Annotated in this window: 12 protein-coding genes; 6 read left to right on the top strand and 6 right to left on the bottom strand. The window is 69.5% G+C overall.

Annotated elements, in window-relative coordinates; all coding sequences use genetic code 11:
- The first annotated feature begins 1 nt into the window (after position 1).
- From ACIA8K_RS27575 to ACIA8K_RS27565, 3 genes are read left to right on the top strand one after another with little or no spacing between them, the layout of a single operon-like run.
- Positions 2–496: a hypothetical protein gene (locus tag ACIA8K_RS27575; RefSeq protein ID WP_396064224.1), complete on the top strand. Its 495-nt coding sequence runs from the start codon at positions 2–4 to the stop codon at positions 494–496.
- The gene (locus ACIA8K_RS27570) at positions 489–1,136 is read left to right on the top strand and encodes a hypothetical protein (RefSeq protein ID WP_396064222.1); all 648 of its coding nucleotides are present in this window, start codon (positions 489–491) and stop codon (positions 1,134–1,136) included. The genes ACIA8K_RS27575 and ACIA8K_RS27570 overlap by 8 nt, the downstream gene beginning before the upstream one ends.
- A complete protein-coding gene (locus ACIA8K_RS27565; RefSeq protein WP_396064220.1) occupies positions 1,136–1,543 on the top strand; it encodes a hypothetical protein in 408 nt (135 codons plus the stop codon). The genes ACIA8K_RS27570 and ACIA8K_RS27565 overlap by 1 nt, the downstream gene beginning before the upstream one ends.
- A gap of 206 nt (positions 1,544–1,749) precedes the next feature.
- On the opposite strand, the gene ACIA8K_RS27560 is transcribed toward ACIA8K_RS27565, so the two are convergent.
- The 3 genes from ACIA8K_RS27560 to ACIA8K_RS27550 form a co-directional block, all read right to left on the bottom strand.
- Positions 1,750–2,352, bottom strand: coding sequence for a hypothetical protein (locus ACIA8K_RS27560; RefSeq protein ID WP_396064218.1), 603 nt, complete (start codon positions 2,350–2,352; stop codon positions 1,750–1,752).
- Positions 2,353–2,489: 137 nt separating this feature from the next.
- A complete protein-coding gene (locus ACIA8K_RS27555) occupies positions 2,490–3,506 on the bottom strand; it encodes an ArsR family transcriptional regulator (protein ID WP_396064216.1) in 1,017 nt (338 codons plus the stop codon).
- 396 nt (positions 3,507–3,902) lie between these two features.
- Positions 3,903–5,066 (bottom strand): acyl-CoA dehydrogenase family protein, encoded by a 1,164-nt coding sequence (locus ACIA8K_RS27550; RefSeq protein WP_396064214.1) that lies wholly within the window; start codon positions 5,064–5,066, stop codon positions 3,903–3,905.
- A 140-nt stretch (positions 5,067–5,206) separates the two neighbouring features.
- Between ACIA8K_RS27550 and ACIA8K_RS27545 the strand changes: the two genes are divergently transcribed.
- The 3 genes from ACIA8K_RS27545 (at position 5,207) to ACIA8K_RS27535 (ending at position 13,030) form a co-directional block, all read left to right on the top strand.
- Positions 5,207–6,634, top strand: coding sequence for a UDP-glucose dehydrogenase family protein (locus ACIA8K_RS27545; protein WP_396064212.1), 1,428 nt, complete (start codon positions 5,207–5,209; stop codon positions 6,632–6,634).
- Between the two features lie 152 nt (positions 6,635–6,786).
- Positions 6,787–11,679: an SCO7613 C-terminal domain-containing membrane protein gene (locus ACIA8K_RS27540; protein WP_396064210.1), complete on the top strand. Its 4,893-nt coding sequence runs from the start codon at positions 6,787–6,789 to the stop codon at positions 11,677–11,679.
- 241 nt (positions 11,680–11,920) lie between these two features.
- Positions 11,921–13,030, top strand: a complete 1,110-nt coding sequence (locus ACIA8K_RS27535; RefSeq protein WP_396064208.1) for a sigma-70 family RNA polymerase sigma factor — start codon at positions 11,921–11,923, stop codon at positions 13,028–13,030.
- On the opposite strand, the gene ACIA8K_RS27530 is transcribed toward ACIA8K_RS27535, so the two are convergent.
- From ACIA8K_RS27530 to purE, 3 genes are all read right to left on the bottom strand, one after another.
- Positions 13,007–13,732 (bottom strand): ATPase, encoded by a 726-nt coding sequence (locus ACIA8K_RS27530; protein ID WP_396064206.1) that lies wholly within the window; start codon positions 13,730–13,732, stop codon positions 13,007–13,009. The genes ACIA8K_RS27535 and ACIA8K_RS27530 overlap by 24 nt on opposite strands.
- A gap of 59 nt (positions 13,733–13,791) precedes the next feature.
- The gene (locus ACIA8K_RS27525; protein WP_396064204.1) at positions 13,792–15,606 is read right to left on the bottom strand and encodes a CheR family methyltransferase; all 1,815 of its coding nucleotides are present in this window, start codon (positions 15,604–15,606) and stop codon (positions 13,792–13,794) included.
- A 74-nt stretch (positions 15,607–15,680) separates the two neighbouring features.
- Positions 15,681–16,148, bottom strand: a complete 468-nt coding sequence (gene purE / locus ACIA8K_RS27520) for a 5-(carboxyamino)imidazole ribonucleotide mutase (protein WP_396064318.1) — start codon at positions 16,146–16,148, stop codon at positions 15,681–15,683.
- Positions 16,149–16,167 lie beyond the last annotated feature (19 nt).

The following is a 16,167-nucleotide window of genomic DNA, read 5'->3' as shown; positions in this document are numbered from 1 at the left end:
AGTGGGTCTGCAGTTGCCCGCTGAACTGATCGAGGTACTCGGCTTGCTGGGCTTCACCTGGCCAGAGGCCGACGAGGAACGGCTGTTCGAGCTGGGCCAGTCCTGGATGAACGCAGCCGGCATGATCGGCGGTCACGTGTCCGCGGCGGACGCCGCGGCGGCCGGGGCCTGGCAGGGCAACCGCGGTGAGGCGATCACCGCGTTCCAGACCGCGTGGGCGGCGGCGGACGGCCCAACCGCGCAGCTGGCCGACGCGCAGACCGGGGCGCAGATCATGGGCGCGGGCCTGATGGTGATGGCGGGCGTGGTTCTCGCCCTGAAGATCAACGTGATCGTGCAGCTGACGATCCTGGCCATCGAGATAGCCCAGGCCATCGCGACCGCGGTGGCCACGTTCGGCGCGTCGCTGCTGGAGATCCCGTTCTTCAAGATCGCGACGCAGTTGATCCTCGACCAGTTGCTCAGCATGGCGATCGACGCGGTGCTAAATGGCTAGAGGTGGCAACTCCTCGTCGGGAGGCTCCTCGTCCGGGAGGTCGAACGACAACTCGTCCGGCAAGCGCAAGGCCGCCGGCGCCGTCGCCAAGGGCATCCTGAAACCGCTCGATAACGTCTTCAAGGACGGCAAGCGAGGCGGCGGCCACTCCTCGTCGCGCGGACCGGGTGGCCGCGACACGCCATCGCCGTGGCCGCACCGCTCCGGCGACCCGAAGCGCGACCTCGTCCAGGACCGCTTCGACAACTTCCGGCGCCGGGTGGAACCCAACGAGCTTCGCGGCGCGCCACCGTCCGCTACGGGCCGACCCGCCGGTCACGCGGACTCGAAGCACGGTGTCGACCGGGCGGCACAGGCCGACATCCTGAACAACCCCGAGCGGACGTTCACCGGTTACAACAAGAACGGCCGCGAGGTGGACATCTACTACAAGGACGGCTCGGTCGCCATCACCGAGGCCGGGAAGAAGGACTCGGTTATCACCGCCTACGGCAAGGCCGACACTACGCACGCGAACCCGAAGCCCGTCAAGCCGGAGAAATGGGCCGATGACGCCGCCTACGTCGAGGTCCAGCCGAGCCCGGCGAATACGGTAATTTACCCGAACCGCCAGCGCTGGGAAGAACAGGATTGGCCCTGATGAGCGACGCCCGAGAGACACAGGACTACACCGGCCGGTGGCGTCAGGAGATCGCCGCGATCGCCGACTCGCTGTCCCAGCATCTCCGGCAACGGGTGGAGGTGCTCCGCGCCACCGAGATGGCGGAGGCGTTCTCCGTGTCGGTGCGCGGCCCGGCGGCCTCCCCGACCGGTTTCGGCCTGGCATGGAACGGTGTGTTCGGCATGCAGATCATCGACGGACAGCCGCACATCAGTGTGTCGATGTTCTTCTACAGCCGTGGCGAACGGATCCGGCTGGCGGAGCACGACGGCAGCTACATCGAGCTGGAACTCGACGGCCGCCTGGACGGCAGCGGCACCTGGCGCGATCTGGGCTGGGTCGAGGACGAGTACGGCGAGTACGAGTCGTACGAGCGCTGGGAGTGACAGAGGACTTCACCAGCCGATGGAGCTGGGACGTCGCGGAGCTGACGAAACTCGACTCCCGGTCGGCCTGTCCAGCATTTCCCAGCATCGCCGCGGGCTCCTGCTTACCAGGCGGCAACGCGCGGACCAGGTTGCCGACTTAACACCAACTTCCCAGTCGGCTTGTCATGTACGAAGTTAACTGCGAGTTTGAATCCGCCGGGCTATCAGCGCTCGCATGCGTCGATAAGAAACTCCGAGACCAGGGCGATGTCGTCCGAGGTGATGTCGGCACCGCCGACTGCGTTGATGAGCCGTAACGCCTGCGCCTGGCGGCTTACGAGCCAGAGATCGACGTGCAGCGCGATGTCGCTCGCGACGGACACCTCGACGTTGCCGATCTGCTCGATCGCCGCGGGTCGGGTAGCCCTGTCGAGCATGATCCTGGTGATATCGAGGAAATCGGTGCCCTGCTTTGCAGTCGAACGATTCATGACTGCTTGCAACTTCATGGCTACCAGCGGTCCCGGCTCGGCTACAAGGGTGGTGGCTTCGATACTCTCGCCGTTGGATTGACTGACGCCAAGGGTCATTTCAGTTGCGGTGTCGTTGGCCCACGCATGTGACGACGCATGAAGCCGGTCGCCGGCATCGTCGCTGGGCTCATCGAGTTCGATCTGCGGGACCTCCAGGACATCGACTTTAACCTGACCGTAGGGCGTCGGCAGCAGGACCACGGCTGGCAGGGCCGGCTCGGCACCGAGGGCGGATCTCAGAACCTCGAGGTGGGGTACGTCGCCGTGCAGGCGGTCGACCACGTCGAGGTCCACGGTGGCGCGATAGGGGTTCGACAGCCGTGAAAGTACAGCTACCTCCGACAATGACCGGGGGTTGTCGAAGCAGCTTCTGGACCTCGATGATGCCCTGAATCACGATGGCCATGGCGTCTCCAAGGAAGACGACGTGGTTACCAGACACGAGGCCACCCGCCGGTAGGTGTCCATGCGTCCAGGATCTCCCGGCCGCGACCGGGGTCTTGCGCCAAGTCGAGCGCGACAAACAGGGGATGCGCGAGGGGCCATTCCAACGGATTGGCGGCAGGGCTCAGGCGGGACTGTACGACAACAGGAGCAGGGGCTACGCAGATGGTGGCGTGGGCCAGGGCCGATGTGGGCGCTACGCCAAGCAATGTCATGGCGCGACGTAGCACGGCTTGGTCAGGGACATAGAAGTCAAGGATCTGTCCCGACCGAAAAGCCACCGGCGCACCATAAGCAGCCGCAGCCGCCGAGGCCGTCAAGGCCCATCCGGTTCCCGACTCCGCTTCCTCCAGGCCCAGTCGCAACGCCCGAGCCAGCGAGATATCACCCGGCGGCGGTAGCTGCGAGAGGTGGACGCGCGGCGTCGCCCAGTGGTCGACCAGCTGCCAGAACAGGCGAGAATCCGTTACGGCGTTCATCTCGTCCACCAGCCCGTCGTTGCGAAGCGCAGACAGGATTTCGGAGACGGTGCTGGCGGAACGCCGCAGTCGACGAGCCAGCTCACGGACCGCAGTTCCCTGCCCGGGCCGCAGCAGCAGGGCGCAGGCGACTTCTAATCCAGCTTTGCCACGCAGGGCGCCCGCCCGTTGAGGGCGTTCACGAAGCGGAGTCACCTCGGCATCCACCACCAGACCGCGGGCGCGCAACGCGAGTCGGCCCCGCAGGTCGTAATAACCGGCACCTCCGGCAGTCAGGATTCCTCTGGCGTCCTCGGTCACCCGGTCGCCAACGATCAGAAGGGTGGCGTCGGATGGACCAGGTTCCTTGAGGGCACGTTCCGCAACGGTGCCATCGACAAGAGCTCGACGCTTAACGTAAATCGCCAGCTGTACACCGTTGACATCGAGATCGAGCTCCAGGCCCTCGTCCGGCGTCACGGTCGGTGCACGAGCAACGATCCCAAGCTGAGCGAAGGCGTCGGTCAGCAAAGCCTCGACAGCCACAAGCCCCATAATCACCGCCGTTCGGTGTTCGGTCAATACCGAACACCGAACGGTACCCTCGAGGAGACGAGCACCCGGCCCCGGGACGGCACGGACGCCCGAGGCCAGGAAGCACCGTGTCCAGCCATGGCACAACGAAGCCATGCGCCGGACAAGGTGCCTCACATCCATCGCCACATCGACATGCAGCGAACGCCTAGGTCAGGATTCGCCCAGCATTCCCCAGAGAACCAGGCAGGACCGCAGCCCAACGCACCCCTCTTGACGTACAGAAACGCCAATCTCGCCAGTTGCCCCAGGCGCAACTCGTAGATCACTGCCATTCAGGCACCTTTAATCTTCAAACTTCGATGCAGCGACATTCAAATAGGGCCTTGAACTGCTAAAACTCGGAGATCAGCCCTTGAGCAGCTGCCTCGACATGACGATTCGCTGGACCTGGTTCGTACCCTCGTAAATCTGGGTGATTTTGGCGTCTCGCATCATGCGTTCGACGGGGTAGTCGTGGGTGTAGCCGTAGCCGCCGAGCAGTTGGACCGCGTCTGTGGTGATGTCCATGGCGGCGTCGGAGGCGAAGCACTTGGCCGCTGCGCCGAAGTAGGTGAGGTCGGCGTCGCCGCGTTCGGATTTGCCGGCGGCGACGTAGGTCAGCTGGCGGGCCGCTTCGAGCTTCATGCCCATGTCGGCGAGCATGAATTGCAGGCCTTGGAAGTCGGCGAGGGCCTTGCCGAACTGGCGGCGTTCCTTGACGTACCCGAGTGCGAAGTCGAGCGCCCCCTGTGCGATGCCGACGGCCTGGGCCGCGATGGTGACGCGGGTGTGGTCGAGCGTGCGCATGGCGGTCCCGAAGCCGGTGCCGGGCTCGCCGATCATGCGGTCGGCGGGGATGCGCACGTTGTCGAAGTAGACCTCGCGCGTGGGCGAGCCTTTGATGCCGAGCTTCTTCTCCGGTGCGCCGAAGCTCACGCCGTCGTCCGATTTTTCCACGACGAACGCGGAGATGCCGCGGGAGCGGGCGGCGGGGTCGGTGACGGCGAAGACGGTGTAGAAGTCGGAGACGCCCGCGTTTGTGATCCAGCGCTTGGCGCCGTTGAGCACGTAGTGGTCACCGTCACGTTCGGCGCGGGTGGTCATGGAGGCGGCGTCGCTGCCGGCCTCGGGCTCGGAGAGGCAGTAGCTGAACATGGCCTCGCCGGCCGCGACCGGGCGTAGGTAGCGTTCCATCAGCTCCTCGCTCCCGGCCAGCAGCAACGGCATGGTGCCGAGCTTGTTGACCGCGGGGATGAGCGAGGAGGAGGCGCACGCGCGGGCCACTTCCTCGATCACGATTGCGGTGGCGAGTGCGTCCGCGCCGGCGCCGCCGAAGCGTTCCGGGATGTGAGGTGCGTGAAAATCCGCAGCGCGCAGCGCATCGTAGGAGGCGATGGGGAATTCTGCCTTTTCGTCCGCTTCCGCGGCATTTGGAGCTACCTTGGCGTCACACACTGCGCGAACCGCTTCACGCACCGCATCATGATCTTCTGGAATTCGATAGGCATCGAATGATGGGATTGTCGACATTGCGGCCCTTCCCTTTGCTAGCAACCTGCGCGGGTGCGAGGATACCGACCGTCATTCAGATCCTTGTTACCGACGCGTAGGAACTCTGACTATTGTCGCCTGCGCCCAAGGCCGAAACATGCTGTGAGCGGAGAAAAGGCGTGACGATCCCTTACCCCACCAGCCAGTCCGTGCAAGCGATCGCCCCGGTGACCCCGCCGTCCGGCGCTGCGCGGCCGAGGTTGACGTTCCTCGGCACTGGCTACCTCGGGGCCACCTACGCGATCTGCTTCGCGGAGCTGGGCTACGAGGTGGTGGGTTTCGACGTGGACGAGGCCAAGATCGCCAAGTTGTCCGCCGGCTCCGTGCCCTTCCACGAGCCCGGTCTGGACGAGCTGCTGCGGCGTAACCTCGCCTCCGGCCGACTGCGGTTCACCACCGACTACGCCGAGACCGCGCAGCACGGCGACGTGCACTTCATCTGCGTGGGTACGCCGCAGCGCGCCGAGAGCCAGGGCGCCGATCTCTCCTACGTCGAGGCGGCGGTGAGCGGCCTCTCCCAGCACCTGACCCGCAAGGCGCTGATCGTCGGCAAGTCCACAGTCCCGGTGGGCACCGCCGAGTGGATCGAGCAGCTGGTCGGCAAGCACGCCGACCCGGACCTGGGCATCGAGGTCGCCTGGAGCCCCGAGTTCCTCCAGGAGGGCTTCGCGGTCGAGGACGTGCTCCGGCCGAACCGCATCGTGGTCGGCATCAAGAGCGAGTGGGCGAACAGCATGCTCTTCGCCGCGCACAAGGGTGTCTTCGACCTCGCCGCCACCGAGGACCGCGAGGTGCCGATGGTGGTCACCGACTTCGCCACCGCCGAGCTGGTCAAGGTCGCGGCGAACGCGTTCCTGGCCACCAAGATCTCCTTCATCAACGCGATGGCCGAGGTCTGTGAGGTCGCCGGCGCGGACGTCACCCAGCTCTCCAAGGCGATCGGGTACGACCCGCGCATCGGCAACCGCTTCCTCCAGGCCGGCATCGGCTTCGGCGGCGGCTGCCTGCCGAAGGACATCCGCGCGTTCCAGGCCCGCGCGCAGGAGCTGGGCGCCGGTGAGGCGCTGCGGTTCCTGCACGAGGTCGACCTGATCAACCTGCGCCGCCGTACCAAGGTGCTGCAGGTCGCCGCGGATCTGCTCGGCCGCCGCTTCGGCCCGGCCGGCCCGGACCTGTCCGGCACCAAGATCGCGGTGCTCGGCGCCACGTTCAAGCCGAACTCCGACGACGTCCGCGACGCCCCGGCGCTCGCGGTCGCGGCGCTGCTGCGCAAGGCCGGCGCGGACGTGCACACCTACGACCCGCAGGGCAACGAGAACGCCGCCCGCGCGCTGCCCACGGTGACCTACGAGGACACCATGAAGGCCGCCGTGCAGGACGCGGACCTGGTCTGCGTGCTCACCGAGTGGGCCGAGTTCCGCAACGCCGACCCGACCTCGCTCGGCGAGATCGCCCGGGGCAAGAAGGTCATCGACGGCCGGAACTGCCTGGACAGCACGCTGTGGACCGGCGCCGGCTGGGAGTACCGCGGCATGGGCCGCCCGTAACACTCAGGAACGACACGGCCGGGATCCCATCGGGTCCCGGCCGTTTCCGTGCCCGCTTGTGTGGAAATTGATCGCCAGGACTACCCACCGGCCGTGCGCTTCGGCATGCTTCCTATGAGGGCAGTAGCGGAAGCGAACGTGGAGGGTGACGCATGGCAACCTATCCCTGCGCTTCCTGCGGCCGGATGATCAATCCGGCCGTCCGGTGTCCCTACTGCGGCACGGTCAACACGTTCCAGGACGAGATCTCGCGCATCGACGCGGCCATGGCCGAGCTGAAGCAGAAGGACATGAAGCTCGCCAAGGAGCGCGCCCAGCTCGCGGCCGATCTGAACACCGCCATCTTCCAGCGCGACACGCTCCGCGCCGCCAACACCGTCCGGGAGAAGGCGCAGGAGAAGGCGCGCACCCAGACCCGCCGCACCCGCCGCCGCACCGTGCGTCCCGCCGCGTCCCCGCGCCCCACCGCGGAAGCCGGCACCACCACGGTGATCATGGATGAGCCGCCGCCCCCGCCCCGGCGGCCACGGGTGCAGCCGATGTCCGAGGAGCCGCTGCCGGAGCACGCCGAGACCTCGTCCCGCTCGGTGCAGAACCTCATCCTCGGGCTCGCCTGGCTTGTGCTCGGTACCGCCGCGGTGGTGTTCGCCGCGGTCGCGATCGGCAACGTCGACTCCGTCGCCCGTGTCGGCGTGCTTCTGGTCGCGGCGGTCGCCGCGCTGGCACTCGCGCCGGTGGTGGAGCGGCGCGGGCTCAGTTCCACCGCGGAGACCATCTCCGCGATCGGGATCGTGCTGGTGCCGCTGGGCGGCTACGCGATCCACGAGGTCGTCAGCACCGCCTCCGACGAGATCTTCCTCGGCGTGACGTTCGCGGTGACCGCGGGCATCGCCGCGGCCTATGCGGGCGTGACCTCGCTGGCCACGCCGCGCTACGCGATGGTGCTGGCGCTGCAGCCGGTGCTGCCGCTGCTGCTCAGCCGGGCCGCCGGTAACAGCGCCACCGCCTGGGCGCTGATCCTCACGCTTGTCGCGGTGCTGGACCTGGCGCTCACCCGGGTGCTGCTTCGCTTCGGCACGCTCGCGCCGTCCTGGCCGGGCGGCCGCACCGTCACGGTGCCGCCGCAGCGGAGGGGCGCCGAGCAGCGTCCCGAGGGCTACGACGAAGAGCCGGACGCGGTGCTGAACAACACCACGGAGCGCAGAGCCCCGTCCGGCCGGTACCTGACGGAGCTCATCTGGGCGCTGTTCGGCGTGGCGGTCGCGACCGCGCTGTTCTTCGCCACCATCGCGGTGCTCCGGGCCGGCACACCGCCTGCGGCGTACCGTTCCGCGCTGGTTCTGCTGCTCGCGGCCGGCGCCGGGCTGGCCGGGGCCATGCTGCTGCGCCGCCCCGGGCTGCGCGACCTCGCGGCCGGCGCGATGACGCTCGCCGTGATCGGCGCGATCGCCCGGATAGCGTCTGTCGCCGTACCCGGCCGCGCGCTCGTCACCATCGCCGCGGCGGCCGCGCTGACCGGCGTCGGCATCCGGCTGCTCCCGGCCTACCTGCGCCGCGGCCCTCAATTGGCGGCCGCTGTCGCGCTGACCGTGCTGACACTTGTCATCGCGCTCCAGGCGATCCCGGCCTCGATCGCCCCGATCCGCGCCGCGCTCCCGCCCTGGGGCACCGATCTGTCCACCCACGCGGCCCGGATGGCGGAGTTCGCCGGAGAGCCAGGCTGGCAGCTGGCACTGAGCGCGCTGCTTGTCACGATCGCGGCCGCGCTGGCGCTGCCCGGCGAGGTCCGCTACGAGAGCGCGGTCGCCGGCGTCGCGGTCACCGCGCTGACCGTGCCCGCGTCACTCGGCCTGCTCTGGTCGGAGGCGCCGTGGCCGCTCGTGGTCGGCGCGATCGGCATCGGCCTGGCCGGGCTCGCGGCCCGCACCAGGAACGCGGCGTACGCGCACGTCATCGCGGCCGCCGTGGTCGGGCTGGCCGGTGCGGGTGCGGCCGTGTCCCGCCCTTGGCTGACCGCGGCCGTGCTCACCGCGCTGGCCGGTGCGGGCGTCATGATCGCGGTCGGTTCGCAGCTGATCCCGCGCGAGCGGCTGTTCGCCTGGGTGATCGGCGACTGGGCCAAGGGCGGCGCCGCCTTCGCGTTCCCAGGCGCGGTCGCCGCCGCAGTCGCGGCCATCTCCACCCCCGGCGACCAGGGTGCCACGCTGCCGATCCTGGCCGCCGCGTTCCTGGCCGTCTCGGTGACGCTCGGCTACGCCGCGATCAGCCAGGTCGCGCACCGCGCGGTAAGCATGCCGGTCACGGTCGGCGCCGGGTTGGGCGCGCTCGCGGTGACCGCCGCATCGTTCGGCGCCGATCGGGCCTCGGCCGCGGACGCGCTGGTCGGCGCGTTGATGCTTGTCGCGGCCGTGCTGCTGTTCCTGACCCCGCAGATAGACTCCGGCCGCCGCTCGGACCGGGTGCTCGACGGCGCGGACGTGGCCGCGGCCGCGGCCACGGTCGCGGTCATCGGCGCGCTTGCCCGGGTCGGCGCGATCGTCTTTCCGGACGCCCAGCTCGGCGTGGCCGCACTGATGGTGCTGCTTGTCGCGGCCGGCGCCTGGCTGCTGCCGGCCGACTGGCGGCGCGGGCCGACCACCGGCGTCACAGTGGCCGGCGCGGTCGTCGTCGCGATCGCCGGGTACCTCGCGATCGGCGCCGGCCTGCGCGCGCTCGCCATCTCCGGCTCGCTCTGGGACGCGGATCTCAACTCCTGGACCACGTCCCCGGCCACCGGCGGCGCCGAGGTGCCGCTCGCGCTGCTCATGCTGGCCGGTGCCGCAGTGCTCGCGCTGAACCGGCCGCTCGCCTACAACGCGGCCGCCGCCTGCGTCGCGCTCGCCACAGTCTCCGCGCCGGCCGCGCTCGGCTGGCCCTGGTGGTCGCCGATCGTGGTCGGTTGCCTCGTCGCGGCCGTCTGCGGTGTCCTGGCCGTGATGACAATCGTGCCGTCCGCCGGGTACGCCCGGGTCGCGGCCGCGATCGCGGTCTCGCTGCACGCCGCGGCCGCCAGCCTGGTGCGTCCGTGGACCACCTCGGCCGCGCTCGCCATGATCGCCGCCATCGGCGTGCTTGTCGCGGCGCTCGCCGGCGACCAGGGGCCGATCGCGCGCCGGGTGCGGGCCGCCCGCGCCACCCGTGGCGACCTGGAGGCCGCGCAGATCGAGCTGCCCCGGCATCTCTCCGTCATCGGCGGTTTCGCGGCCGGTGGCGCGCTGCTGGCACTGCCCGGCGTGTTCGCGGGCGTGGCCGCGCACCTCGGCCGCGGCGTCGACGTGGTGCTGCTCTCCGCGCTGGCCGGGTCCGCGCTCGGGCTGGCCGTGCTGGCCGTGGTCGGGCGGAACATTCCGCAGTACCTGCCGTACACCACGATCGGCGTCACCGGCGGCGCCACAGTCACGGCGCTGGCCTCACTGCCGACCGACCATCCGGCCGCGCTCTACGCCGCCGCTGCAGCGCTGCTGGGCGTGCTCGCCGAGTTGCTACGCGGCAGCACCAGCCCGCCGACCCGGGTGGTCACCACGACGCAGACGTGGTCGCCGACCGCGAGCGGCCGCTTCCAGGACTTCTTCTCCCGCGCGGTGACGGTCAGCCGGCGGTGGACGGTCAGCCCGGCGATGGGCGCGCTCTACGCGGGCGCGATCCCGGCGATCATCGCGGTCGTGCTGATCCTGCCGTACCTGGTGGCGTCGCTTGTCACGCCGTACCAGCAGCTGCAGTTGATCTGGGGTGGCCCGGTCGACGCGCTGCTTGACCCGCTGCCGGACCGCCCGCTGGACGGCACCAGCGTGCTTGCCGCGCTGCTGCTCACCGGCGTGGCCACGCTCGCCGCGCTCGGCTTCAGCGGGGACCGGCCGTTGTTGTCCGTGCCGGTGATCCTGCCCGGCCTGGCGGTCACCATCCTGATCATGCCGGTCGCGCTCGACTACAACTGGCCGGCGTCGACGCTTGCCGCGCTCGCCGTCTTCACGATCGCCATGCTCGGCCTGGCGCTCACGCCCACATTGCACACCGCCGCGGCGAGGCCGTTGCGCGCCTCCCGCAGCCTGGTGTTCGTGATCGGCCTGATGGCCGGCGGCGCCGGGCTGACCGGCGCGCTCGCCACCCGCCCGCTCACGCTCTTCACGCTTGCCGCGGCGGTCGGCGTGGGCATGGTCGCGGCGCTCGCCGGGCGCGTCGAGATCGCCCGGATCCTCGGCTGGCTGTTCGCCGCGGTGATGGCGCAGCTGTTCGTGGTGACGCTGCTGCTCACCGCGGGCCGGGACCGCTACTGGGCCGCGTTCGCCGTGCTCGCGGTCGGGGCCGCGCTGCTGATCGCCAGCTCGATGCTGCCCCGGCTGCGCGACCCGCGCACAGTCCGCGAGGCCTACGCGGTCGAGTGGGCCGGTTACGCGGCCGCGCTGCTGGCGCTGGCGCTCGCGTTCGACTCGGCCCGGCACGTCGCCGCGCTGCTGGCCGCGTGGGGCGCGGTGCTCGGCCTCGCGTCCAGCCGGCCCGGCCGCCCCGAGTCGGAGCGGCGCATGCTGTTCTGGATCTCGGTCGGCCTGGAGGTCGGCGCGTGGCTGCTGCTCATGCTTGTGGCGGACGTCGCGCTGCCGGAGGCGTACACGTTGCCGTTCGCCGCGCTCGCGCTGCTCATCGGCTGGCTGGAGTCGCGTTACCGCGAGGAGCTGAACAGCTGGTACGCGTACGGCCCGGCGCTTATCGCCGCGTTCCTGCCCACGCTGGTACTGGTCATCTCGCGCGAGACCACAGGCGTCCGGCAGATCGCGCTGCTGCTCGGCGCGCTGGTCTGCCTGATCATCGGCTCACGCTGGCAGCAGCAGGCGCCGCTGGTCATCGGCGCGGTCGTCACCACGATCGCGACGCTTCACTTCATCGTCACCATGGTCAGCGCCTGGTGGGTGCTGCTGCCGGTCGGCGGCGTGCTGCTCCTGCTCGGCGCCAACAACGAGAACCGGCGGCGGGCGATGGCGTTCCGCGGCAACATCGGCCGCATGCGGTAACCCACGGTGGGTGGTTGCGCACATAACGCCACCCTCGTGTGCTTCCGCTCCCCTGACGCCGCGCAGGCCGCACGATGAGGGTGCGGGTGGCGGAACGATGCGGTAGATGACACCTGCACGGGGGAAATCTTCATCGGGGGGACAGATCGATGGAGGATTCGACGACGTCGCGCGCGACGCGGCATTAGATTTCGGATGGTCCCCTGTCGCGCGAGCGTCAAGCGCGAAGAGATGAGGCGTGATGTTCGAGCAGAACAGCCCGGACCCGGACCTCGACGTCTGCGCGGGGCGATATGTCCGGGCCCGAGCCACCGCCGCCGACGCCGAGCGGGGCCGGCTGCGGGAGGAGTTCGTCTACGTCGCGCTCCCGTTCGCCGGGCGGCTGGCCAGCCGGTACTACGGGCGGGGTGAGCCGCCGGAGGATCTGGACCAGGTCGCCCGGCTCGGCCTGCTGAAGACGATCGACAGGTACGAGGAGCACCGCGGCTCGTTCACCGCGTTCGCCGTGGTGACCATCCGGGGCGAGTTGCGGCGTCACTTCCGCGACCACACCTGGGGCGTCCACGTCCCACGCCGCATGCAGGATCTCGGCCTCGACCTGAACCGTGCCACGGGCACGCTCTCCTCCCGGTACGCGCGGACGCCCACCGACGCTGAACTGGCCGACTTCCTCGGTGTCGGCGACGCCGACGTACGGGCGGCCCGGGCGTCCCTCGCCGCCTACCTGCCGTTGTCGCTCAACCGCCAGGTCACCGAGGAGGAGGACACCGAACTCGGCGACCTGCTCGGCGCGCCCGACCCGTCACTTGCCGCGGTCGACGACCGCGCCGCGATGAGGCGCCTGCTTGAGCGCATGCCGCAGCGGGACCGGCGCATGCTGGCGCTGCGCTTCTGGGGAAACTTCACCCAGGCGGAGATCGCCGAGCAGTTCGGCGTCTCGCAGATGCAGATCTCCCGGCTGCTCGCCCGGTCCCTCTCCTGGCTGCGGATCACGCTGCTCAGCGACGTCGTGCCGCCCTGGCCGGGCACGACCGGTGAGCCGGAGGTGCGGGTGGAGCTGCGCGCCGGCCCCAACCGGACCCGCCGCGCGTACGTCTACGGCGAGGTCGACCGGGACAGCGCGGCCCAGCTGCGCGCCCGTCTGCTCGCCGCGCTCTGCGCCGCCCAGCCTCGACGGCTGGTGGTGGACCTGCACCGCGTGCCGTGGATGGACGCCGCCGGCCTGGCCTCGCTGGTCGCGGTGCACACCGCCGCCCAGGGCCGCGACGTGGAGCTGACCATCACCGGCGTGGCACCGCACCTGGCCCGGCTGATCAGCACGACCGGCCTAGGCTTCCTCCTTCAGCCCTAGGGCTGCCCACACCACCTTGCCGTCCGTGGCCGGCATCCACCCCCAGTGCGTCGCGGACGCGTCGATCAGGGACAGCCCGGACCCGGGGCGGAACGGCGGCTGCAGCGGCACGGGCGGCTCCGGCGAGCCGTCCCGAACCGTCACGTGCAGGTGCCGCCGCCGCAGGGACACACGCAGCGTCATCATCGTGCCGACGTGATCGATCACGTTCGCCACCATCTCGCCGGCGATCACCGACGCCGGCCCGACCAGGTGCGGCAGCGACCAGCGTGCGCAGGCATCCGTGACCACGTCCCGGGCGTGCCGGGATGCGCCACGCACCGGCAACAGCTCATCACTCACCGTCAACATGCCGGAGTGGCCCCTGTCCAGTTGCGCGCGCGCCTCGGCCAGCCCGGACACGATGTGCTGCGCACCGAAGCCGCCACCGGTCAGCAGTTCCGCCGTCTCGGGCGGCGGCGCGCAGAGCACGACCGGCGTGCCCGGCCACATGGCCGCCTGCCGGACCACAAGCGTGAACACGCTCAATGCGTGCGGTTCCCGTACCCGCATCTCCGACAGGTCGATCAGGAGTGCCTCCGGCTGATCCGCCAGACACTTCAGCAATGCGACCCGCAGGCCCGTGGTGTCGGAGACGGCCAGGTCGCCACGCACCGAGACCGTCACACGGTCGTCACGCGATTCAACGGTCCAGGTCAGCACCGTGGCCCCTTCCTCGGGTTCCGGGGGATGGGTACCCGACCCGGCGGCATCCAAAAGTGCTACTCCTCCATCACGAGGATGGCGCCGACCGGCACGCCCTCGTCGAGCATGGGACTACACGCGATCCGGACCGTGATCTGCCGCCCGAGCCGGTTGACCGCCTGAAGTTCCAGCTCACCCGGCTCCGGCTCGCCGCCGAGCGCCTGCCGGATCACCGGGCGCAGCTGGTCGACAGGAAGTCCGATGTCCAGGTTGAGCAGGTGCCTGCCGACGGCCTCGCTCGAGCGCAGGCCCCACATGTTCTCCGCCTGACGGTTCCAGGAGCGGATCTTCAGGCTCGGGTCCACCACCAGGATGCCGGCCTGCAGATTGGACAGGATCGCGTCCATGAACGCGTTCGCACCGTCCAGCTCCGCGGTCTTACGGCGCAGGCGCTCGTTGCTGTTCTGCAGCTCGTCGTTGGTGGACTGAAGTTCCCCGTTCGTGGTCTCCAGCTCCTCGTTCGTGGACTGGAGCTCCTCATTCGTGGTCTCCAACTCCTCGACCGTAGACTGAAGTTCCTCGTTCGTGGTCTCCATCTCCTCGTTCGTCGACTGAAGCTCCTCGTACGCGGCCTCCAGCTCGCGGTTCGCCGTCTCCAGATCATCGCGCAGCCGCCGGGCCGCGGTGACGTCCTGGAACACCAGCGCCACGCCGAGCGGGTCCCCCTCGCGTTCCTGAAGCGGCGTGACCTGCACCTCCAGGAACGTCGCGTGGTGCCGCACGTCCTTCAGATACACGGTGCGGCGCTCCGCCAAGGCCTTCTCGATGTAGGTCCGCAGCTCCACCGGCCGGAATGACACGTCCAGGTCCTGGAACGGCCGTCCCACGTCTCGGAAGGAGACGCCGAACAGCCGCTCCGCCTGCTGATTGCTGATCACGACCAGCCCGTCCGAGCTGACCACGATCTGCGCGACCGGGCCGGCCAGCAGCGCGGCGAGGCGCATCTGATCCACGCCGAGCGAGTCGTCGCCGGTACGCACGGCGTGCTGCCAGCTCACGGTCGTCGCCGGGTAGCCGGCCGCGCGTGCGGTCCGCCGGAAGATGCGGTGCTTGATGTCGGCCGGCAGGAACAGGCCGCTGTGGTGGCGCAGCGTCTCAGCCCTGCCGAGAAAGAGCGCACCCCCGTCCCCGAGCGCGAAATGAAAGCGCGCAAGAATGCGCGCCTGCGTCTCCGGGGTGAAGTACATCAGCGTGTTCCGGCAGGTAAGCAGGTCGATTCGGGAGATAGGGGCGTCTTGCACAAGGTCATTTCGGCCGAAGATGACCGAGCGGCGCAGGTCCTGCCGGAACTGGAAACGCCCGCCGGTCTCCTCGAAGTACTTCGCGGCCAACTCCGGTGGGACAGCGGCGATCGCCGACCGGTCGTACGTCGCATGCCGCGCCTCGGCGAGTTGCTCGTCGTCGACATCCGTAGCGTAGATCTTGACGCGGTCCCGCAGCCCGTCCGTCCCGAGGATCTCGCCGAGCAGCATCGCCAGCGTGTACGCCTCCTCGCCGGACGCACACCCGGCACTCCAGAACCGGATCGGCGCGTCCGTGGGCTTGGCCGCCACCATCGGCTCCAGGACCGACCGGCGCAGGCTCTCCCACGCCTCCGGGTCCCGGAAGAAGGAGGTCACGTTGATCAGAATCGTGTTGAACAGCGCGGTGAACTCGTCCGGATGGACCTGCAGGTAATCCAGGTAATCGGTGTAGTCGGTGATCTGGAACACGGCCATCCGCCGCCCGACCCGTCGCACCAGGCTGGAACGCTTGTACCCGGTGAAGTCGAAGCCGCGCGCCTCCTTCAGGTGGAGGAGCAGTTCCTCGAACTGCCGATCAGCCTGATCCATCACGTGCCTTTCCGCATGTACTCGACACGGAAAAGCTACCGTGCACAGAAGCCCCCCGACAGAGGGGCGCGCACCTAGAGCGGAGCGCGCAGCTTCGCGTCCTTCTCGGCCACCATCGCGGTGAGCGACTCCTGGAACGAAATGACCTTGGCCTGCAACGACGCGTCCGAGGCGGCCAGGATGCGGACCGCAAGCAACCCGGCGTTACGCGCGCCCGCGATCGACACGGTGGCGACCGGGATCCCGGCCGGCATCTGCACGATGGACATCAGCGAGTCCATGCCGTCGAGGTACTTCAGCGGCACCGGCACCCCGATCACCGGCAGCGGCGTCGCGGACGCGACCATGCCCGGCAGGTGGGCCGCGCCGCCCGCACCCGCGATGATCACCTTGAGTCCCCACCCGGCCGCGCCGGTGGCGTAGTCGAGCATGCCCTGCGGCGTGCGGTGCGCGGAGATCACCCGGACCTCGTGCGCGACGCCGAACTCGTCGAGCGCCTCGGCCGCCGCCCTCATGACCGGCCAGTCCGAGTCCGACCCCATGATCACGCCAACGGAAACC

Source organism: Catenuloplanes sp. NPDC051500 (assembly GCF_044454585.1).
In the GTDB taxonomy this organism is placed as follows: Bacteria; Actinomycetota; Actinomycetes; order Mycobacteriales; family Micromonosporaceae; genus Catenuloplanes.
The sequence above is the reverse complement of the archived record's forward strand: the minus strand, read 5'-3'. Positions and strand labels throughout refer to the sequence as shown.